The sequence below is a fragment of the Bilifractor sp. LCP21S3_A7 genome (assembly GCF_052118825.1).
GTDB lineage: Bacteria > Bacillota > Clostridia > Lachnospirales > Lachnospiraceae > Bilifractor.
In genome coordinates, this window is record NZ_JBQKGL010000002.1 from 137,447 (window position 1) to 158,932 (window position 21,486).

The following is a 21,486-nucleotide window of genomic DNA, read 5'->3' on the forward strand; positions in this document are numbered from 1 at the left end:
GCTGTCAACGAGATAAAACACGCTGTGCGAGTTTTATCTCGCTATCGCGACGCTCGCCGCACACGAATACTTCGCATTCGGCTGCGGCTCACTGTTCGCGTAAATCAGAGCTGTGCAATTCACACCATGAGAATCAGTTATCTTCCTCTGTCAGCGTATATACCGAGCGCTTTCTCGCGTCCGCGTCCGCTGCCAGATACTCATCATACGTTGTCACCTTATCAATCAGCGTCCCGTCATGTCGGAATTCCATGATGCGGTTTGCCGTCGTCTGCACAAACTGATGGTCGTGACAGGTAAACAGCAGCACACCCGGGAACTTGATCAGACCGTTGTTCAGCGCCTGAATCGACTCCATATCCAGATGGTTGGTCGGCTGGTCCAGAACGAGCACATTCGCGCCCGAAATCATCATCTTCGACAGAAGGCATCTGACCTTCTCGCCTCCGGACAGTACCCTTACCTTCTTGACACCGTCATCTCCGGCGAAGAGCATTCTTCCGAGGAATCCGCGCACATAGGTTGCGTCCTTGATCTCCGAATACTGGGTCAGCCACTCCGCGATCGTCAGATCGGAGTCGAATTCCTCCGTATAGTCCTTCGGGAAAAATGCCTGTGACGTGGTTACGCCCCACTTATAATATCCCTCGTCCGCCTCATCTTCACCGGCAATGATCTTGAACAGCTCCGTCGCGGCCTGCTCGTTGGAGCCGACAAAAGCGACCTTATCTTCTCTTCTGAGCGTGAACGAGACATCGTCCAGTACCTTCACACCGTCGATGGTCTTGCTGATGTTGTGAACCTCAAGAACCTCATTCCCGATCTCTCGGTTCGGACGGAAATCAATATAGGGATATTTCCGGCTGGATGGCTTGATATCATCCAGCTGAATCTTCTCCAGCGCCTTCTTACGGGAAGTCGCCTGCTTCGATTTCGAGGCGTTCGCCGCAAACCGGGAAATAAATTCCTGCAGCTCCTTGATCTTCTCTTCCTTTTTCTTGTTTGCTTCCTTCTTCTGCTGCAGCAGGAGGTTGCTGGACTCGAACCAGAAATCGTAGTTTCCGGCATAGAGCTGAATCTTGCCGTAATCGATATCCGCGATGTTTGTGCAGACCTTATTCAGGAAATACCGGTCATGGGACACAACGATGACGGTATTCTCGAAATTGATCAGGAACTCCTCCAGCCAGTCGATGGCGTCCAGATCCAGATGGTTCGTCGGCTCATCAAGAAGCAGAATATCCGGGTTTCCAAACAGAGCGCGCGCCAGAAGCACCTTTACCTTCTGCGGACCGTCCAGCGTTCCCATCTGCGCATAATGGAGATCCGTCTCGATTCCGAGTCCGTTCAGCAGCTGCTCTGCGTCCGTCTCCGCGTCCCATCCGTTCATCTCGGCAAACTCCGCCTCAAGCTCACTGGCCTTGATGCCGTCTTCATCCGTGAAATCCGGCTTCGCGTAGAGCGCGTCCTTCTCCTTCATGATCTCATAAAGTCTTCCGTTTCCCTGGATGACTGTATCGAGAACCGGCTGATCGTCATACTTAAAGTGATCCTGCTCCAGGAAAGAAAGCCTCTGTCCCGGCGTGATCGTGACGTCCCCGTTCGTCGGCTCCAGCTGACCGGAGAGAATCTTCAGAAATGTCGATTTTCCGGCACCGTTCGCACCGATCACACCATAACAGTTGCCTTCCGTAAACTTGATGTTTACGTTCTCGAAAAGAGCCTTCTTCCCCACTCTCAGTGTTACGTTGTTCGCAGCTATCATATCAAATTCCTTTCTATCGGACAATTATACCCAGCGTCAGTCGCTACACATAATAACGCATTCCGTTCTTTTTCACAAGTCAATCCTGTCTTATGAATCGCTGGTCAGTGAAAAGAACCAGTCAAGCCGGTTCCGTTTCTCCGCCAGCTCGTTGTACTGCAGGCACTCGTACTGCCACTCATCCATCAGATCCTTTTCACTTCCGCCGGACCAGGTATGCCAGTTTCCGTCTGCATCCTCATAGCCCATGTGATTCAGCGCCGGTATTCTGGTCATGAGATTTTTCAAATAATAATTGTAATCCGTCATCTGCAGACCGGTCTGCTCCAGAAGCAGAGTGCTTAGATAATTCGTGCTCGTCACCACGTTCTGTTGTTCCGGGATATCATAATTCGCCCAGATCAGGAACGGTGTCGCGTAATAGTGCTCCTGCTGCTCCAGATCAAGCGAATTATAATTCTCACCGGACACATATTCCGTAAACGAATCCGGCATGGTCGGATAATGATCGCCAAACATAACAATCAGCGTAGGCTCATCATAGTCCTTGAAATAGTCGATCAGATACTCCAGTGCGTCATCGCTCAGTTTTTCCAGCGAGAGGAACCGGCTCACGACATCGTTCTCGTACCCGTCAACCGTAATGGTTTCATCAACGTCGTCTGTCGTATACCCGCCGTGGTTCTGCATGGTCACATCAAAAAGGAAGAACGGATTCCCCGCCTTGTTTTCCTCGTTGACTTCCTGGATGATCTTCTTGTAATTCGACATATCGCTGATGTGGCTGTGAACGTATTCCACATCGTCCTCATCGGTAAAATCATCCTGTGTGTAAAACCGGTCAAATCCCAGGAGACGATACGCGGTCTCACGATTCCAGTTGCTTCCCTTGTACGGATGCATAGCCGCCGTTTTATATCCCTGTGCCTCCAGGGTAGAGACAATCGAGTACTGATCATGCGTGAAATAGCTCACATACGGAACCATAGCCGGAAATCTCTTCACAGAATTTCCGGTCAGGAATTCGTACTCCGTCTTTGCCGTTCCGCCTCCGGTGATGCACACCAGCGTATGTCCCTTTATCGTATTCTCCTGTAACGATTCATAGAACGGCATCACCGGCTCGTTTGTCTTCAGATCCCCGATATAGCTGTAATCCGCCCAGGACTCATTCATAATCGCGATAATATTCACCGGCTTTACCGTGGAAGCATCCCCTGTCCCTGCGGATGTTCCGTCCCCGGAATTCGAACTCTTTGCCGAATCCGAGCTCTTTGCGGAATCTGCGCTGCTCCCGGAAGTGTCGCTGTCGCCTGCCTTCCCGCTGTCCTCCGCGCTGTTCTTCTCCGTCTTTACAAAATCCTCCGCGATCTTCTCTGTTCCGCTCACGGTATAGCCCTCCGGCGGACTAAGTCTCATATATTTCGCGACACAGAAAAACCCGACGGTTGTTCCATACTCGGTATAGGTCTTGATCGGTGCGAACAGATCCGTCAAAATTCCAAGACCTCCGTTCCAGTTCACATTCAGATAGAAAAAATACATGCCGAACATGAACACCGCGATCCCGGCGCGCATAAGAATCTTTCCGATGATGCCTCTGCGGATCAGTACATAGTTCCGCATGTGAAGCAATAGTCCCAGAACGCAGAAGTACATCACGAGATCGAGCACGATCCCTCTCGTCAGCGTATACGTATAGGATCCGGAAACCGTCGCCGCCGTCGAAAGCGAGAAGAAATCGATCAGCTGCAGCGGCTCTCCCCGGAACAGATACACAAAATAAAAGGCAATGCTGATAAACGACCAGATGGACAAGACCAGCATCAGAGAGCGCTTGAGCGAATTCAGCCAGAAGAATGCGATCAGGTTCATGATCAGGATGCCCGCGATATTCAGAAGCCTGTACTTCCATTCCATCGCGACCAGCTCCGTGTTGTTGATATACTCGATGATAAAAAAGCACCAGACATCCACGGCGAGCATGATCACAAAATGCCACGGCCAGATCTGGAGGCATGCCTCCTTTCCTTTCTCATCCACCCTGTCCAGGGGATGCAGGACGAAGGTACAAATCAGGGCGGACGCCGCCACGGCGGCGATCAATCCCGCAAAAAGGATTTCACCGGAGCGCATCTCTATCTTTACGCTGCCGATCAGGGCCCTGCGCTGCGTCATCAGAAAAATGAACACGCAGATCCAGTAAAGCGCCCAGAATATTTTGTAGCCGACGGACCACTCACGGCCCCGATATCGAATCTCCATCTGAATAAACACCCGCTTTCCCGTCAAAAATATCTGTGTAATACATGCAGACACAGCTACTTCGAGACTGCGCCGCATACCCGAATATTTTACATTTTTTGGAATGGATTTGCAAACCCGCGGCGCCAGAATTCACGGAATTCACAGTTTTCTCATAAAGCCTCCGCCTCTCCCTCGCAATCCAACAAAATCAGTCATGATTTTATCACGTAAGCCTGTGGTTTGCTTGCACATTTCATTTCTCCGTGCTATCATAATTCTGTGATATGGTGGGGCGAATGCCGCGACAGACCAACGAAGCAGGTCGCCTGTCAGCGGCATGGGAACGGTGAACCAGCGATGTGACACGGGGACTTATACCGTTTGCAGCGCCCCGCTTTCGGGGCATGTTGGTTCATAAAAAGAAAGGACAGCATCATGGAACACTTCCATATTCTCACGGATATCTATTTTGGCGAGAAATCACTCGACCGCCTGAGCCAGATCGACAGTCAGAAGGTCTTTATCGTAACCGACCCCTTCATCGTTAAGAGCGACGCGATCCGCAACATCGTAAAGCCTCTGTCGAAGGGCGGCATTGCCTATGAAATATTTACTGAGGTCGTTCCGGATCCTCCCATCTCAAAAGTCGTTGCCGGCGTGAGAGCCTATCTCGAATCCGGCTGCGATACGATCGTGGGCGTCGGCGGAGGATCTGCCATGGACCTGTCCAAGTCCATCCGCAAAATGTCAGAGAGCATGAATGACGGAAAGCACATCCGCCTGATCTGTATTCCGACGACGAGCGGCACCGGAAGCGAGGTGACCTCTTTTGCCGTCATCAGCGATCCGGATCATCAGAGAAAAATCCCACTTGTCTCAGAGGATATGTCTCCGGACGAGGCGATTCTCGACGCGGTTCTGGTGCGGAGCGTGCCCGCATCCGTAACGGCAGACACCGGGATGGATGTGCTCACCCACGCGGTCGAAGCCTATGTCAGCACAAAGCACAACGACTTTTCCGGCGCGCTTGCAGAAAAAGCCGTTGAGATCGTAGGTCAGTACCTCTTCCGCTCCTATTCGGACAGCAACGACACCCACGCCCGGGAGAAGATGCACACGGCCGCGACGCTGGCGGGACTTGCCTTTAACTCCGCCTCTCTCGGCCTGAACCACGGAATGGCGCATCAGCTCGGCGCGCATTTTCATATTCCGCACGGACGTGCCAATGCCATGCTGCTTCCGATCGTCACGGAATACAATGCCGGTGTATCCAACCTCACAAAGAACAGGGATCTGTCTGATGATCCCGTCGTGGAACGTTACTGCAACATCGCCACGATGCTCGGTCTTTCCAGCTTCAACCCGGTCATGACCATTCACTCTCTGTGCAATTACATGAGATACATGTCGGAGAGCATGGGAATTCCTCAGCATCTCTCCGAGATCCTGGATATTTCAAAGGAAGAATATGAGACACACCTCGACAATATGGCCGAGGCTGCCCTGAACGACTCCTGCACGGAAACCAATCCGAGACAGCCGCTGAAGCCGGAAGTCATTGAGCTCTACCGGAAGCTCTGGTAATCCATGAGCAACTGATTGCAAAAACTGCCGCATAAAACAGATGTCCTCTTCCGGTGTCTGTATTATGCGGCAGTTTTTGATTTCTTTTTCCGGATCACTTTTCAATCTTATGTATGAACAGCCCGCTTCTGAGCTTCGGCTCGAACCAGGTGGATTTCGGCGGCATCAGCAGCCCGGCATCCGCCACGGCAAATAGCTCGCTGATTGAGGTGGGATACAGGGCAAAAGCTGCCTCGCAGTCTTCATGACATCTTCGCTCCAGTTCTCTGAGCCCCCGGATTCCTCCGACAAAATCAATTCTCGCGTCCGTTCTCGGATCCTGTATATTCCAGATCGGTCCCAGCGCCTCCCTCTGCAGATACTCCACATCCAGACAACCTATCGGATCTGTCTTCAGAAGATGTTTCCGTGTCTGCAGACGATACCATTTTCCCTCCAGGTACAGACCCATCTCACCCTTCTTGGCAGGCCGGTACGGAGATTCCGGTGCCTCTGCGATCCGGAAGACCTCATCCAGCTTCTCCAGAATCTCATCCGGCTCATATCCGTTCAAATCCTTCAGCACCCGGTTATAGTCCATGATCTGAAGTTCATCATCCGGAAACAGTACTGAAAGGAAATAGTTAAACTCCTCTCTTCCGGTATAACCCGGATGCTCCTCTCGTCTCTTCAGCGACACAGAAACTGCGGAAGCCGCCCTGTGATGTCCGTCGGCAATGTACGTATGATCAAGCGCCGCAAATGCCTCCGTCAGCGCCGCAATCTGATCATCTCTGTCGATTCTCCACACCCTGTGAATCACACCGTCCTCGGCGATGAAATCCAGTACCGGCGCCTTCATGCTCTCCTGCTCGATCAGCCTTTTGATCTCCGGATGCGACCGGTAGGCAAGAAAAATCGGTCCTGTCTGCGCGCTGCACGCATCGATATGATCAAAGCGGTCCTTTTCCTTGTCCTTTCTGGTGTTCTCGTGCTTTCGAATCACATTGTTCAGATAATCGTCTACCGAAGAACACGCGACCAGTCCCTTCTGACTCCTTCCGTTCATGATCAGCTCCCAGATATAGAAGCAGGCCCGGCTGTCCTCCTCGAATATTCCTTTTTCCTGCCACTCGCGAAGCATGGAAGCGGCCTTCGCATAGACACAGGGCGCATAGATGTCCTGTTCCGCCGGAAACTGTGTCTCCGCGCGGTCTATTGCGAGAAAAGACAGCGGATTCTTCTCCACAACCTCTCTTGCCTCCTCCCGGTTATATACATCATACGGCAGAGCCGCCACAAGCGCTGCCTTCTCCTTCACCGGTGTCAATGCCCGGAACGGTCTGATTACTGCCATTCTTACTCCTCCTGTAAACAGCTTTCCGCTGCAAATATTCCCATTTCCTGAATACGTTCGCTCACAAACATACCTCTTTCCTGAATACGTTCGCTCATAAGCGCAGAAACCCCGGAAATTTCTTTCCGGGGTTTCATCCTTTTCGTGCCAGTTATCTCGTTATGACTCTTGCCTTCAGCACACCGTCGGTGGCCTCAATCTTCGTCATCACCTGTTCGTTCACCGGCGACTCAAGATCGATGACCGTATAAGCGAAATCACCGCGGCTCTTGTTCGCCATGTTCGCAATATTAAATCCCTCATCCGAAAGGATTCTTGTAAATCTTCGGATCATGTCCTTCACATTTCTGTGGCAGATGCACAGACGCGCCGCATCACGCAGAATGCCATTGTTCATGTTCGGATAATTCACAGAATGGCTGATATTTCCGTTCTCAATGAAATCTCTGAGCTCCTTGACCGCCATCTCCGCGCAGTTGTCCTCAGCTTCCTCAGTGGAAGCTCCGAGATGAGGGGTAATAATGGTGTTCGGCGCATTGATGATCTTGTCATTGGCAAAATCCGTCATGTATCTTCTGACCTTGCCGCTTTTCAGGGCATCGACCATCGCATCCTCGTCCACCAGAATATCACGCGCGTAGTTCATGACTACAACACCCGGCTTCATCATCTCGATTGCCTCACGGCTGATCATGCCTCTTGTGCTGTCAGTCGCCGGTACATGAACGGTGATGAAATCGCATTCCTTGTAGATCTCATTGACATCCTGAATGTGACGTATCGTTCTGGAAAGGTTCCATGCGGCATCGACCGACAGGAAAGGATCATAGCCGTAGACATCCATCCCGAGGTGTGTCGCCGCATTCGCTACGAGCTGCCCGATTGCACCAAGTCCGATGATTCCCAGCTTCTTCCCGCTGATCTCGGTTCCGGCGAACTGCTTTTTGGCTTTCTCCGCGTCCTTGCCGATATTTTCATCCTCGTGATTTGCTCTGACCCACTCGATGCCGCCGATAATGTCACGGGATGCCAGAAGCATTGACGCAATGACCAGTTCCTTTACGGCATTCGCATTGGCTCCGGGAGTGTTGAACACAACAATTCCCTTCTCTGCGCATTTCTCAAGCGGAATGTTGTTGACACCGGCACCCGCGCGGGCGATTGCCAGAAGCTTGCCTCCAAACTCCATATCATGCATTTTTGCGCTTCTGACCAGAACGGCATCTGCGTCTTCGAACCGGTCTGTCTCCCTGTACTGGTCGCTGAATCGCTGAAGACCAACTTTTGAAATATTATTCAAACAATTGTACTGGTACATTATTTCAGATTCTCCTTCTCAAACTCACCCATGAATTTCACGAGAGCCTCAACACCCGCGTATGGCATCGCATTGTAAATGGAAGCGCGCATCCCGCCGACAGTACGATGGCCCTTCAGGTTCTCCAGTCCGGCCTCCTTCGCCTCGGCGACAAACTTTGCATCCAGATCTTTATCTCCGGTTACAAACGGAACGTTCATCAGAGAACGGTCCTCTTTCCGAACTGTGCCCTTGAACAGCTTTGACTGATCGAGATAATCATAGAGGAGTTTTGCCTTCTTTTCATTGCGCTCGTTCATCGCCTCAAGTCCGCCGTTTTTCTTCAGCCACTTGAAGACCTTTCCGCAGATGTAGATGCACCAGCAGTTCGGCGTGTTGTACAGAGAATTCTTGTCCGCCTGCGTCTTATATTTCATCATCGTCGGCGTACCCGGCAGACAGCTGTCCGTGATCAGGTCATCGCGGATTACGGTAATAACCATTCCCGCAGGTCCGACATTCTTCTGAACGCCGCCGAAGAAGAGACCGTATTTCTCAACATCGATCGGGCGTGACAGGAAATTGGAGGAAACATCCGCCACAAGGAGTTTGCCCTTCGTGTTCGGAAGCTTCTTGTACTCTGTTCCGTAAATGGTATTGTTTTCACAGATGTATACATAATCCGCGTCATCATCGATGGGAAGGTCGGAGCAGTCTGGGATATAGGTGTAATTCTGATCCTCGGAGGAAGCAACCGCATTTGCCTTGCCATAGATCTGAGCCTCCTGGTATGCCTTCTTCGCCCAGTTTCCAGTGATGATGTAGTCAGCGACACGGTTCTTCATGAGATTCATCGGAATCTGCGCAAACTGAAGACTTCCGCCGCCCTGTAAGAACAGAATCTTATAATTATCCGGAACTCCGACAAGCTCGCGGAAATCCTGCTCGGCTTCATTGATAATATCATCGAACATTTTAGATCGGTGACTCATCTCCATGACCGACATTCCGCAGCCACGGTAGTCCATCATCTCTTCCTGCGCTTCCTTCAGAACCTCCTCCGGAAGAACAGCCGGTCCGGCCGAAAAATTATAAACTCTGCTCATTTTGATATCCTCCTGGTAAAATTCTAGTATGCAATCTCTCGTCTGAAAGACACTTTAATATGATAAACTTCTGACAAACGCTTGTCAATCTCCGAACGTTCAAAATCTGAACCGCCAAACACTCAGAATCCGAAGATAACAGAACAGCCGTGTAATCCCATCCCTGCCATTTACACGTGATCAGCAGGGCAGAATTGCTAAAACTCCGATGAATATAACACGCCTCTGCCGTTTTTTCATGATCACACACATCTTAAACGAGATAAAACACGCTGCGCGAGTTTTATCTCGCTATCGCGACGCTCGCCGCACACGAATACTTCGCATTCGGCTGCGGCTCACTGTTCGCGTAAAAAAACGACAGAGCCGCAAATACTGCCGCTCTGCCGGATATACAATGCGCTGATTTTATTTGTTCCAGTTCTCCATGTCTTTCTGATCGTAGATTTCATCATTCGGCTTGCCGGCCGGAATCATCGGAGAAACCTTATCGTCCGGATCTATGACACAGTCGAGCACGACAGGCTTCTGATCAGCAATTGCCTTCTCAAGAGCAGGCGCAAATTCCTCTGCCTTCGTGATGCGGACACCTTCTGCGCCGAGCGCTTCCGCCACCTTGACGAAATCGACCTTGTCATCCAGTATTGTGTTGGAGTAACGCTGTCCGTAGAACAGGTTCTGCCACTGGCGGACCATTCCGAGCACATGGTTGTTGATCACAACCTCAATCACCGGAATGCCGCTGCGGGCAGCCGTGGCAATCTCGTTCATATTCATGCGGAAACAGCCGTCCCCGGCGATGTTGATGACCGTTTTGTCCGGTCTTCCGCACTTCGCTCCAATCGCCGCGCCGAGTCCATATCCCATCGTTCCAAGTCCTCCGGAGGTAATCAGCGTCCTCGGTTCCGTATACTTGTAATACTGAGCCGCCCACATCTGGTGCTGTCCCACATCCGTGCAGATAATCGCCTGCCCCTTTGTGATCTCATAAATCTTCCGGATGACAAACTGCGCCGTGAGACGGTCCTCCGGCACATAGTCATTGACCAGTTTCTGCTTCCGGTGCATCTCCTCCGTCCACTGCGGATTCGACTTTTCCCTGATCTCTGGAAGGAGTTCATCCAGAACTGTCTTCATATCGCCGGATACGCTCGCATCAACGACGACATTTTTGTTCACTTCCGCAGGATCTACATCAATCTGAAGAATCTTTGCCTGCTTCGCGAAGGTCTTCGGTGAACCCACATCCCTGTCTGAAAAGCGGGCTCCCAGAACGATCAGAAGATCACACTCCGAAGTGAGAAGGTTCGCGCCCTTCGTGCCGTGCATGCCGAGCATTCCCATATACTGATCATCCGTACCCGGGAAGGTTCCCTTTCCCATCAGGGTGTCACAGACAGGCGCCTGAATACGATGCGCAAGTTCGATAACCTCTTTCTGCGCGCCGGAAATCGCCGCTCCTCCTCCCACAAACAGGTACGGACGCTTTGAAGCATTGATCAGTTCCACTGCCCTTGCGAGATCTTTCTGATTTACATTTCTGTCCGGTTCCGGATTTTCCGGTTCTTTTCTCTCAAAATCACAGACAGCCGCCGTGATATCCTTCGGGATATCTACAAGCACCGGTCCCGGTCTTCCGCTCTTTGCGATGGCAAACGCGCGCCGGATGGTGTCAGCAAGGCGGGTTACATCCTTGACAATTGAGCTGTATTTCGTGATGGGTGTGGTGATTCCGGTGATATCAACCTCCTGAAAGCTGTCTTTTCCGAGGTAGCTGGTTCCGACGTTCGCGGTGATTGCCACGATCGGAACAGAATCCATGTAGGCCGTCGCGATGCCGGTTACCAGGTTTGTCGCTCCGGGTCCGGATGTTGCCATGCATACGCCAACCCTGCCAGTCGCTCTCGCATAGCCGTCCGCTGCGTGAGAGGCTCCCTGCTCATGAGAAGTCAGAATATGATGGATTTCCGGATGTTTATATAATTCGTCATAGATATTCAGAATGGCTCCGCCCGGATATCCGAAGACGGTATCCACTCCCTGCTCCTTCAGGCACTCGATGACGATCTGTGAACCATTTAACTGCATGTCAATATCCCTCTTTCATGTAGCGCTGCACGGGTGCGCCGCACCCGGCAGTCTGCGTCTTTTTCTGTGAGCTTTGTTGAGATTAATTCTATATACGGCAGGATTTATTTCTGATATATCCTGCGTCCGGCGAGATCTATTCCTGAGATTTAAATATATCCTGCGTCCGCGATATCTATTCCTGAGGTTTAAATAAACCCTGCGTCCGCGAGATCTATTCCTGAGATTTATTCTGCATCCGGCGTCTTGAGAATTGCTCCGCGGTTTGCGCTGGTCACCATAGCCGCATAACGCGCAAGATATCCGGTAGTCACATTTGGCTTTCTCGGAACCCACTCTGCCTTTCTTCTGGCGATTTCCTCATCGCTCACCTTCATGTCGAGCTTGTGATTCGGAATATCGATGCTGATGATGTCTCCCTCGTGCACAAAGGCAATCGGTCCTCCAACCGCTGCTTCCGGGCTGACATGACCGATGGAAGCTCCTCTGGAAGCGCCGGAGAAACGCCCGTCTGTGATCAGCGCGACACTGGAGTCAAGACCCATGCCGGCAATCGCCGAGGTCGGGTTCAGCATCTCTCTCATACCCGGGCCGCCCTTCGGTCCTTCATAGCGAATCACAACCACGTCGCCGGGAACGATTTTCCCGCCCTTGATCGCAGCGATCGCGTCCTCCTCACAGTCGAATACCCTTGCCGGGCCCTCATGCACCATCATCTCCGGAAGTACAGCGGACTGTTTTACGATTGCGGTGTCCGGTGCCAGGTTGCCCTTGAGTACAGCAAGTCCGCCCTTCTCCATAAACGGATGATCGATCGGACGGATGATCTCCGGATCCTTATTGATGCAGTTCTTGATATTCTCTCCGACAGTCTTGCCGGTTACGGTCATGCAGTCGAGATTCAGAAGATTCTTCTTGGAAAGCTCATTCATCACCGCATAGACACCGCCCGCCTCGTTCAGATCTTCCATGTAGGTGGCGCCAGCGGGTGCGAGATGGCAGAGATTCGGTGTCTTCTCACTGATCTCGTTTGCCAGTTCTGTGTCAAAATCAAATCCTGCCTCATGTGCGATCGCCGGGATATGAAGCATGGTATTGGTTGAACATCCGAGCGCCATATCAACGGTCAGCGCGTTCAGGAATGCTTCCTTTGTCATGATGTCGCGGGGACGGATATTTTTTTCCAGCATCTCCATGACCTTCATGCCAGCGTGCTTGGCGAGACGGAGCCTCTCGGAATATACCGCCGGGATCGTTCCGTTGCCCTGAAGCCCCATACCAAGTGCCTCGGTGATACAGTTCATGCTGTTCGCGGTATACATGCCGGAGCAGGATCCACAGGTCGGGCAGACCTTTCTCTCATATTCCGATACCTGTTCCTCGGTGAACTTGCCTGCCGCATAGGAGCCTACCGCCTCAAACATGGAAGAGAGGCTTCTCTTCCTTCCGTAGACATGTCCGGCCATCATCGGGCCGCCGCTGACGAAAACGGTAGGTATGTTGATGCGGGCAGCAGCCATCAGGAGACCCGGAACATTCTTGTCGCAGTTCGGAATCATGACCAGTCCGTCGAACTGATGCGCGATTGCCATGCACTCCGTGGAATCGCAGATCAGATCACGGGTAACCAGGGAATACTTCATTCCGATGTGGCCCATGGCGATACCATCACAGACCGCTATCGCCGGAAACATCACCGGCATTCCGCCCGCCTCGGCGACACCCATCTTCACCGCCTGAGCAATCTTGTCCAGGTTCATGTGGCCCGGAACGATTTCATTGTAGGAGCAGACAATACCGATTAACGGCTTCTCCATCTCCTCCGGTGTGAATCCCAGTGCATTGAACAGACTTCTCGCAGGCGCCGCCTGCATGCCTTTTGTTACATGATCACTATTCATAATCCGTTCTCCCATCTAATCGTACTTATCTATCCTCTTGCGCCGGAGAAACCCGGCATCTCAATTTCGTTTCTTACGCTTCCTTCAGAATCGCCGTAATGGCATCTCCCATTCCGGAACAGGTCACCTTCGTCGTGCCCTCGGAATAGATGTCTCCTGTCCGGTATCCGTCGGCGAGAACTCTCTCAACCGCCGACTCCACATCATCCGCCTCCTCATCAAGATTCAGGGAATAACGGAGCATCATTGCCGCCGAGAGAATGGTCGCGATCGGGTTTGCGATATTCTTGCCGGCGATGTCCGGCGCGGAGCCGTGCGACGGCTCATACAGACCGAAGCTCGTCTCGTTCAGGCTGGCGGAGGAAAGCATTCCGATGGATCCGGTCACCATGCTTGCCTCGTCCGAAAGGATGTCGCCGAACATATTCTCTGTCAGGATGACATCGAACTGTTTCGGGTCGCGGACCAGCTGCATCGCGCAGTTATCGACCAGCATATTCTCATAGGTAACCTCCGGGTATTCTTTCGCGACCTCTGCTGTCACCTTTCTCCACAGTCTGGAGGAATCCAGCACATTCGCCTTGTCTACCTCGGTCACCTTCTTGTTTCGTTTCATGGCGATCTCGAAGGCTCGCTTCGCGATCCTCCGGATCTCATTCTCATTGTAGCTGAGGGTATCCACCGCTGTCTCCACGCCGTCAATGTTCTTTGTCTCGCGCGCGCCAAAATAAAGGCCTCCGGTGAGCTCCCGCACAATGATCAGATTGAAGCCCTCATCCCCGATGATCTCATCCTTCAGGGGGCAGGCGTCCCGAAGTTCATTGTACAGGTAAGCCGGGCGAAGATTCGCGAAAAGCCCCAGTGCCTTGCGGATACCAAGCAGACCCGCCTCCGGGCGTTTCGACGGCTCCAGCCTGTACCACGGAGAGGTCTTCGCGTCTCCTCCAATCGAGCCCATCAGGACCGCATCGCATGTCCTGGCCTCCGCCACGGTCTCCTCTGTGAGGGGAAGTCCCGTTGCGTCGATGGATGCTCCTCCGAGCAGAAGATTTGTATAATGAAAGGTGTGATGATACTTCCCGGCAACCGCGTCCAGAACCTTCTGTGCCTCGTTTACGATTTCGGGTCCGATGCCGTCCCCGTGAATTAAACCAATTTTAAACTCCATGAATCAGGTTCACCTCTTCTTTTGATATTTTGATAATTTAATATAAGTCCTGTTAAACCATCTATGTGTACATTCATTCAACTTATACTTGACTCGTAGTTTATATAATACTTCAATTCAAGTATCATTTCAACCGGCAAAAAACGCCGAATTCCCGAAATAACCCGACAAAAAAGAAAAGCACAGAAACCTGCGCTCCTGTGCCTGAAAATATGATCTTCCGATTATTTCTTTGCGTCCTTCTCCGCAGTCTTTGCCGCAGCAGCCTTTTCTTCCTTCGCTGCAGCCGCCTGCTCCGGCTTCTCAACCTGTGCAATCGCCTCTTTGCGCATCGGAATCCGGCAGTTCTTATTGTTGCCGAACTCTACGATGACATCGTCCTCGCTGATATCGATGATGATTCCATAGAATCCTCCGGTCGTCACAACAGCGTCGCCGATCTCCATGGCGCTGAGCATTGCCTGCATCTTCTTCTGCTCTTTCCGCTGCGGACGGATCATCATAAAATACATCAGCGCGAACATAGCGACCAGCAGGATGATCATGCTCAGCGCGCTGCCTGAACCCGAAGCTGAACTTGCAAAAATCATAACGATTCCTCCCTGTAATTGATTTCGGATATAACTGTCAAAAAATAATAATACATGATATTAAACCGGGTGACAAGCTATTTTATGGAGTTTTCACAAATTTCGCACCCGTCTAAACTGACTTTTGTTCATTTCTCCGTCTCCTGACGAACTGCCTGTTCCTCTTTCATCTGTTCTTCCTTTACGGTATCATGCGGATCCCTCATGGTATCCCCCTGTTCCTTCCGGAATATTCTCTCATTGGCGACCTTCTGGTAATACTTCGGCTGCTTCATCGCCTCATGCTTCTCTTCCTCCTCCCGAAGATCATCCAGTGCTTTTCTCTTCCAGGAATCCCAGCGGTCCTCCTCGATCGCGCTGCGGATCTCCCGGGTCAGATGGTTGTAGAAGTACAGGTTGTGCTCCGTACAAAGACGCATTCCCAACATCTCCTTTGCTTTCAGGAGGTGGCGGATATAAGCCCGGCTGTATCTGCGGCACACCGGACACTGGCATCCCTCTTCTATTGGCCGGCTGTCCAGCTCATACTGCGCGTTGATCAGGTTCAGATGTCCCCTGTGGGTATACACATGCCCGTGACGCCCGTTCCGGCTCGGATAGACGCAGTCGAAGAAATCCACGCCACGGTCCACCGCCTCGATGATATTCGCAGGCGTGCCGACTCCCATCAGATAGGTAGGCCTGTCCTGCGGAAGCTCCGGCACCACATGATCCAGAATATCATACATCTGCTCATGTGTTTCACCGACCGCCAGTCCACCGACCGCGTAGCCGTCGGCATCCAGCTCCCGGATTCTTTTCGCGTGCTCAATCCGGAGATCCGGATAAACCGCCCCCTGATTGATCGCGAACAGAAGCTGTTCCTTATTAATGGTGTCTTCTCTCTGATTCAGCTCCCTCATTTTCTTCTGGCAGCGGATCAGCCACCGGTACGTCCGGTCAATGGACTCTTTCACATATTTTCTGGTCGCAACGCTGGACGGGCACTCATCAAAGGCCATCGCGATCGTTGAGCCGAGATTCGACTGAATCTGCATGCTCTCCTCCGGCCCCATGAAGATCAGCCTTCCATCCACATGAGAGTGGAAGGTGACGCCCTCTTCCCTGATCTTTCGCGAATCTGCCAGGGAAAAAACCTGAAACCCGCCCGAATCCGTCAGAATCGGTTTGTTCCAGGACATGAACTTATGAAGGCCGCCGAGCTTTTTGACCACCTCGTCTCCCGGACGCACATGAAGGTGATAGGTGTTGGACAGCTCGATCTGCGTCCCGAGACGCTCCAGATCTTCGGTCGAGACCGCCCCCTTGATGGCACCCACCGTACCCACGTTCATGAAAACCGGCGTCTGCACCGTACCATGCACGGTTTTGAACTCCGCCCGCTTCGCTCTGCCGCTTACCTTTATCAATTTATACTCTGCCATAATACTCCGTTTCCGCAGAAAAGACCTGCAATATCATCTGTTTACAATTTATCATAACGGATTTACCCGATGCCCGCAAGTGTCTCACTCCCTTCCCCGGTGTCTGCGCAGGCAATGTCAAGTGCTCCATTATATTGTGTAAAATTAGAACCCCAGTTTTGCGGATGTGTCCTAAACCCTGCGTTTCCGGCCATGTTTTTTACCATTTTTTCATTTTTGGCCGATACCCTTGCTGTTGTTTTTAAAAAATCGTTGTCGTATAATCGTTCTGAATATAAAGGAGTAAAATTGTATGTCAGATTTAAACTATACATTAGGTATTGATATCGGTTCCACAACGGTCAAGATTGTCGTCCTGGACCTGGAAAAACACATCCTGTTCTCCGACTACCGGAGACATTTTGCTAAAATTCAGGAGACCCTCGCGGATCTTCTCGAAGAGGCGGAAAAGATAACGGGGAACGTCCAGATTCATCCGGTCATCACCGGATCCGGCGGCCTTGCCCTCGCTCAGAACATCGATGTTCCGTTCATGCAGGAGGTTATCGCCGTTTCCTCCGCCCTGCAGTTCCAGGCTCCTCAGACCGACGTTGCCATCGAGCTCGGCGGCGAGGACGCGAAGATCATCTACTTTGAGAATGGAAATATCGAACAGAGAATGAACGGCGTCTGCGCCGGAGGAACCGGTTCTTTTATTGACCAGATGGCCTCTCTTCTGCAGACAGACGCAACCGGACTGAACGAATACGCCAAGCACTATCAGGCGATCTATCCGATCGCCGCACGCTGTGGTGTCTTCGCCAAGACAGACATTCAGCCGCTGATCAATGAGGGCGCGACCAAGGAAGATCTGTCTGTATCCATTTTTCAGGCGGTGGTAAACCAGACCATCTCCGGTCTTGCCTGCGGCAAACCGATCCGCGGCCATGTTGCCTTCCTCGGAGGTCCGCTCCACTTCCTCTCCGAGCTTCGCAAATGCTTCATCCGCACTCTGAACCTCGACGAGGAACATACCATCGTTCCGGAAAATTCCCATCTTTTTGCTGCTCTGGGTTCTGCCCTGAATGCAAAGGAAGACGTGGAATATTCTCTGACTGATATGAAGGAGCGCCTGCGCCACGGTGTCAAGATGCAGATGGAAGTTGCCCGCATGGCTCCGCTCTTCGCCAATAAAGACGAATACCGGGAATTTATTGAACGCCACAACCGGGATAAGGTCGAAACCGGCAATCTCGAGGATTATAAGGGAAACTGTTATCTCGGCATCGATGCCGGATCCACCACAACAAAGGCGGCGCTGATCTCCGAGGACGGAAAGCTCCTTTACTCCTTCTACGACAATAACCACGGAAATCCTCTGGCCACCTCGATCCGCGCCATCCAGGACATCTACAGCAAGCTTCCTAAGGGCGCGCGGATTGCCTATTCCTGCTCCACCGGTTACGGGGAACAGCTGATCAAGTCCGGCCTTATGCTGGACGAAGGCGAAGTCGAGACCATCGCGCACTATACTGCCGCTTCCTTCTTTGATCCGGATGTGGACTGCATCCTGGATATCGGCGGTCAGGACATGAAATGCATCAAGATCCGCGATCACGCCGTCGACAGCGTCCAGCTGAACGAGGCCTGCTCCTCCGGCTGCGGGTCTTTTATCGAGAACTTCGCGAATTCTCTGGGCTATGACGTCAAGGACTTTGCGCAGGAGGCTCTGTTCGCAGAGAACCCCATAGACCTCGGAACACGATGCACGGTATTCATGAACTCCCGCGTGAAGCAGGCCCAGAAGGAGGGCGCGACCGTAGCCGACATCTCTGCCGGACTCGCGTACTCCGTCATCCGGAACGCTCTTTATAAGGTAATAAAGGTCTCAGACGCGAAAGAGCTTGGCCGCCACATCGTCGTACAGGGAGGTACCTTCTACAACAACGCAGTGCTCAGAAGCTTTGAACGCATCGCGGACTGCGAGGCAGTCCGCCCGGACATCGCCGGAATCATGGGTGCTTTCGGCGCCGCGCTGATCGCCCGCGACCGCTGTGAGGGCAGGGAAACCACGATGCTTCCCATCGACAAGATCAATACCCTGCAGTACTCCACAAAGAGTGCCTACTGCAAGGGCTGTACGAACCACTGCCGCCTAACCATCAACCGCTTCTCCGGCGGCCGCCAGTACATCAGCGGAAACCGCTGCGAGCGAGGAATCGGAAAGCAGAAAAACGCGCACCATATCCCGAATATGTACGAGTGGAAATACAACCGCATCTTCGGCTACACGCCTCTGACCGCGGACGAGGCTCCGCGCGGAAAAATCGGAATCCCGCGTGTTCTGAACATGTATGAGAATTATCCTCTGTGGTTCACCTTCTTCACCAAGCTCGGATACAGCGTTGTCCTGTCCCCGACTTCCACGAGGAAGATCTATGAGCTTGGCATCGAGTCCATCCCAAGTGATACCGCCTGCTATCCCGCCAAGATCAGCCACGGCCACATCACCTGGCTGATCCGTCAGGGTGTGAAGAATATTTTCTATCCATGTATTCCCTATGAACGTCAGGAATTCGCGGAAGCCGTAAATCACTACAACTGCCCGATCGTTACCTCGTACGCCGAAAACATCAAGAACAACGTCGACGAGCTGAAGGATCCGTCCATCCACTTCATGAATCCGTTCCTGGCCATGACCACGGAGCAGACCCTGGCAGACGAGCTGGTAAAGGTCTTCCATGACATTCCCGAAAAGGAGGTCCGCGAGGCCTGCCACGCCGGATGGGTTGAGATGGCGAATGTCCGCGATGAAGTACGCAAGAAGGGAAGGGAAGTCCTCAAATGGATGGAGGAAACCCATCATCACGGCATTGTTCTCGCCGGACGTCCGTATCATATTGACCCGGAGATTCACCACGGAATCCCGGATATGATTACCTCCTACGACGTTGCCGTCCTGACCGAGGATTCGATCTCCGACCTTGCTCCGATCGAACGGCCTCTGCGCGTAAACGACCAGTGGATGTACCACACCCGGCTTTATGCCGCCGCGAACTTCGTCAAGACAAGAGATGACCTGGAGCTGATCCAGCTGAACTCCTTCGGCTGCGGTCTGGATGCCGTAACAACAGATCAGGTATATGAGATTCTCTCCGGCAGCAACAAGATCTACACCGTTCTGAAGATCGACGAAGTGAACAACCTGGGAGCTGTCCGGATCCGGATCCGTTCCCTTCTCGCCGCAGTTCGCGCCAGAGAGAAAAATCCGCAGCCGCGCGAGATTCACAACTCCGCCGCGGAGCGGGTCGTATTCACAAAGCAGATGAAGGAGGAGGGATATACCATCCTGGCTCCGCAGATGTCGCCGATACACTTCAGTCTGCTTGAGGCCGCCTTCAACACCGGAGGTTATCACCTCCACGTCCTGGACAACGACAACCGGCACTCCATTGATGAGGGCCTGCGCTATGTAAACAACGATGCCTGCTACCCCTCTCTTCTGGTCGTCGGGCAGTTCATGGATGCCCTGGATTCCGGAAAATATGATCCGGATCATACAGCTATCATCATGAGTCAGACCGGAGGCGGCTGCCGGGCGTCAAACTATATCGCTTTCATCCGCCGCGCACTGAAGAAGGGCGGATATCCGCAGGTGCCGGTTATCTCCCTGAACCTTGTGGGCCTGGAGGACAATCCGGGATTCAAGATCACACCTGATATGGCGATCCGGATCGTTTATGCCGCAATCTTCGGTGATATCTTCATGAAGTGCCTGTACCGCATGAGGCCGTATGAGAAGGTTCCCGGCTCCGCGAACCGCCTGCATAAAAAATGGGAAAAAATCTGCATCAACTATCTGACCAACAAGAGGGTCGGATGGCACAGCTACACCAATCTCTGCCGCTCGATCATCCGTGACTTCGACCGCCTGCCGGTTGATGAAAGTCTTCGCAAGCCGCGGGTCGGCATCGTCGGAGAAATCCTTGTGAAATATGCCCCTGCAGCCAACAATCATCTGGTCGATCAGCTTGAGAAGGAAGGCGCCGAGGCCGTCGTCCCCGACTTTGTAGATTTCTTCATGTACAGCTTCTACAATGCGAAGTTCAAGTACCGCCATTATGGCACGAAGAAGAAATCCATGCTTCTGACACAGGCCGGGATCGCTGCGGTCAACGTGCTGCGCAAGGCCGCAAACGATGAATTCATCCGAAGCACGCATTTCACGCCGTCCGCGAAAATCGATGAGCTCGCTCATTATGCGTCTCCGATCGTCTCCGTCGGCAACCAGACCGGTGAGGGATGGTTCCTGACCGGCGAGATGATGGAGCTCATTCACGGAGGTGTCAACAACATCGTATGTATCCAGCCGTTTGGCTGTCTCCCGAACCACATCGTCGGCAAGGGCGTCATCAAGGAAATCCGCGCTGAATACCCGAAAGCGAATATCGTCGCCATCGACTTCGATCCCGGTGCTTCCGAGGTCAACCAGCTCAACCGGATCAAGATGATGCTGACGAACGCAATGAAAAATATGCAGGTCGAAAACTGATCTGAAAATTTTGTTCATGCAAGTGGCTGCCACACTATTTCGTGTGGCAGCCACTTGTTTATCTTGCACTAAAACGATTCCTCCTTGCCATTCACTAAAACGGTTTCTCCTTGCCATGTTCGACAATCGGCGCACAGATAACCGCCTTCTTCAGCTTTATCCCTCCCTTTACAAATGGAAAACAAGCCTTATCCCAAAGCCTGTATCGAATGGAATCCCCTTTAAGGCTTCCGTCCTGCTGTCTCCTTTTCCATATATCTTTTTCAGACGGTCCGCCTGTAAAATATTACTCATAATGGTCACCACCATCCTTTCATAAGACCATTGTAATGATGGTCCGCCTCATATACCACTTACAGTTGATATAATGTTACTTCATTCTTCATGTTACTTCATTCTTCATTCTTGTCTTGTCAATTTATTCTTGTTGCAGCCTCCCCTGCAACGTA

12 protein-coding genes are annotated in these 21,486 nt (G+C 52.2%); 2 read left to right on the top strand and 10 right to left on the bottom strand.

Going from position 1 to position 21,486, the window contains the following annotated elements; translation table 11 throughout:
• Positions 1–133: 133 nt before the first annotated feature.
• Both ACTQ1O_RS02375 and ACTQ1O_RS02380 read right to left on the bottom strand, forming a co-directional pair.
• Positions 134–1,765: an ABC-F family ATP-binding cassette domain-containing protein gene (locus ACTQ1O_RS02375; protein WP_441101182.1), complete on the bottom strand. Its 1,632-nt coding sequence runs from the start codon at positions 1,763–1,765 to the stop codon at positions 134–136.
• A gap of 90 nt (positions 1,766–1,855) precedes the next feature.
• The gene (locus tag ACTQ1O_RS02380) at positions 1,856–4,030 is read right to left on the bottom strand and encodes an LTA synthase family protein (RefSeq protein WP_441485938.1); all 2,175 of its coding nucleotides are present in this window, start codon (positions 4,028–4,030) and stop codon (positions 1,856–1,858) included.
• A 417-nt stretch (positions 4,031–4,447) separates the two neighbouring features.
• On the opposite strand from ACTQ1O_RS02380, the gene ACTQ1O_RS02385 reads away from it, so the two are divergent.
• Positions 4,448–5,596 (top strand): 1-propanol dehydrogenase PduQ, encoded by a 1,149-nt coding sequence (locus ACTQ1O_RS02385; protein WP_441485939.1) that lies wholly within the window; start codon positions 4,448–4,450, stop codon positions 5,594–5,596.
• A 94-nt stretch (positions 5,597–5,690) separates the two neighbouring features.
• On the opposite strand, the gene ACTQ1O_RS02390 is transcribed toward ACTQ1O_RS02385, so the two are convergent.
• The 8 genes from ACTQ1O_RS02390 to tgt form a co-directional block, all read right to left on the bottom strand.
• Positions 5,691–6,932, bottom strand: a complete 1,242-nt coding sequence (locus ACTQ1O_RS02390; RefSeq protein ID WP_441485940.1) for a DUF1015 domain-containing protein — start codon at positions 6,930–6,932, stop codon at positions 5,691–5,693.
• A 151-nt stretch (positions 6,933–7,083) separates the two neighbouring features.
• Positions 7,084–8,250, bottom strand: a complete 1,167-nt coding sequence (locus ACTQ1O_RS02395) for a phosphoglycerate dehydrogenase (protein ID WP_441100888.1) — start codon at positions 8,248–8,250, stop codon at positions 7,084–7,086.
• Positions 8,250–9,335: a 3-phosphoserine/phosphohydroxythreonine transaminase gene (gene serC / locus ACTQ1O_RS02400; RefSeq protein WP_441100889.1), complete on the bottom strand. Its 1,086-nt coding sequence runs from the start codon at positions 9,333–9,335 to the stop codon at positions 8,250–8,252. Before serC ends, ACTQ1O_RS02395 begins: the two co-directional genes overlap by 1 nt.
• 408 nt (positions 9,336–9,743) lie before the next feature.
• Entirely contained in the window at positions 9,744–11,423 is a 1,680-nt protein-coding gene (gene ilvB, locus ACTQ1O_RS02405; RefSeq protein WP_441100890.1) for a biosynthetic-type acetolactate synthase large subunit, read from the bottom strand.
• 227 nt (positions 11,424–11,650) lie between these two features.
• Positions 11,651–13,324 (bottom strand): dihydroxy-acid dehydratase, encoded by a 1,674-nt coding sequence (gene ilvD, locus ACTQ1O_RS02410; protein ID WP_441100891.1) that lies wholly within the window; start codon positions 13,322–13,324, stop codon positions 11,651–11,653.
• A gap of 73 nt (positions 13,325–13,397) precedes the next feature.
• On the bottom strand, positions 13,398–14,492 hold the full coding sequence (leuB, locus tag ACTQ1O_RS02415; protein ID WP_441485941.1) for a 3-isopropylmalate dehydrogenase: 1,095 nt from the start codon (positions 14,490–14,492) through the stop codon (positions 13,398–13,400).
• A gap of 224 nt (positions 14,493–14,716) precedes the next feature.
• Entirely contained in the window at positions 14,717–15,037 is a 321-nt protein-coding gene (yajC, locus tag ACTQ1O_RS02420; RefSeq protein WP_441100943.1) for a preprotein translocase subunit YajC, read from the bottom strand.
• Between the two features lie 173 nt (positions 15,038–15,210).
• Positions 15,211–16,506, bottom strand: coding sequence for a tRNA guanosine(34) transglycosylase Tgt (gene tgt, locus ACTQ1O_RS02425; RefSeq protein ID WP_441100893.1), 1,296 nt, complete (start codon positions 16,504–16,506; stop codon positions 15,211–15,213).
• Positions 16,507–16,798: 292 nt separating this feature from the next.
• Between tgt and ACTQ1O_RS02430 the strand changes: the two genes are divergently transcribed.
• On the top strand, positions 16,799–21,037 hold the full coding sequence (locus ACTQ1O_RS02430; RefSeq protein ID WP_441485942.1) for an acyl-CoA dehydratase activase-related protein: 4,239 nt from the start codon (positions 16,799–16,801) through the stop codon (positions 21,035–21,037).
• The last annotated feature ends 449 nt before the right edge of the window (positions 21,038–21,486 follow it).

Excerpts from the sequence above, each read along its gene's own strand:
- ACTQ1O_RS02375 (WP_441101182.1), bottom strand. The coding sequence starts at position 1,765 with ATGATAGCTGCGAACAACGTAACACTGAGAGTGGGGAAGAAGGCTCTT.
- ACTQ1O_RS02380 (WP_441485938.1), bottom strand. The coding sequence starts at position 4,030 with ATGGAGATTCGATATCGGGGCCGTGAGTGGTCCGTCGGCTACAAAATA.
- ACTQ1O_RS02385 (WP_441485939.1), top strand. The coding sequence starts at position 4,448 with ATGGAACACTTCCATATTCTCACGGATATCTATTTTGGCGAGAAATCA.
- ACTQ1O_RS02390 (WP_441485940.1), bottom strand. The coding sequence starts at position 6,932 with ATGGCAGTAATCAGACCGTTCCGGGCATTGACACCGGTGAAGGAGAAG.
- ACTQ1O_RS02395 (WP_441100888.1), bottom strand. The coding sequence starts at position 8,250 with ATGTACCAGTACAATTGTTTGAATAATATTTCAAAAGTTGGTCTTCAG.
- serC (WP_441100889.1), bottom strand. The coding sequence starts at position 9,335 with ATGAGCAGAGTTTATAATTTTTCGGCCGGACCGGCTGTTCTTCCGGAG.
- ilvB (WP_441100890.1), bottom strand. The coding sequence starts at position 11,423 with ATGCAGTTAAATGGTTCACAGATCGTCATCGAGTGCCTGAAGGAGCAG.
- ilvD (WP_441100891.1), bottom strand. The coding sequence starts at position 13,324 with ATGAATAGTGATCATGTAACAAAAGGCATGCAGGCGGCGCCTGCGAGA.
- leuB (WP_441485941.1), bottom strand. The coding sequence starts at position 14,492 with ATGGAGTTTAAAATTGGTTTAATTCACGGGGACGGCATCGGACCCGAA.
- yajC (WP_441100943.1), bottom strand. The coding sequence starts at position 15,037 with ATGATCATCCTGCTGGTCGCTATGTTCGCGCTGATGTATTTTATGATG.
- tgt (WP_441100893.1), bottom strand. The coding sequence starts at position 16,506 with ATGGCAGAGTATAAATTGATAAAGGTAAGCGGCAGAGCGAAGCGGGCG.
- ACTQ1O_RS02430 (WP_441485942.1), top strand. The coding sequence starts at position 16,799 with ATGTCAGATTTAAACTATACATTAGGTATTGATATCGGTTCCACAACG.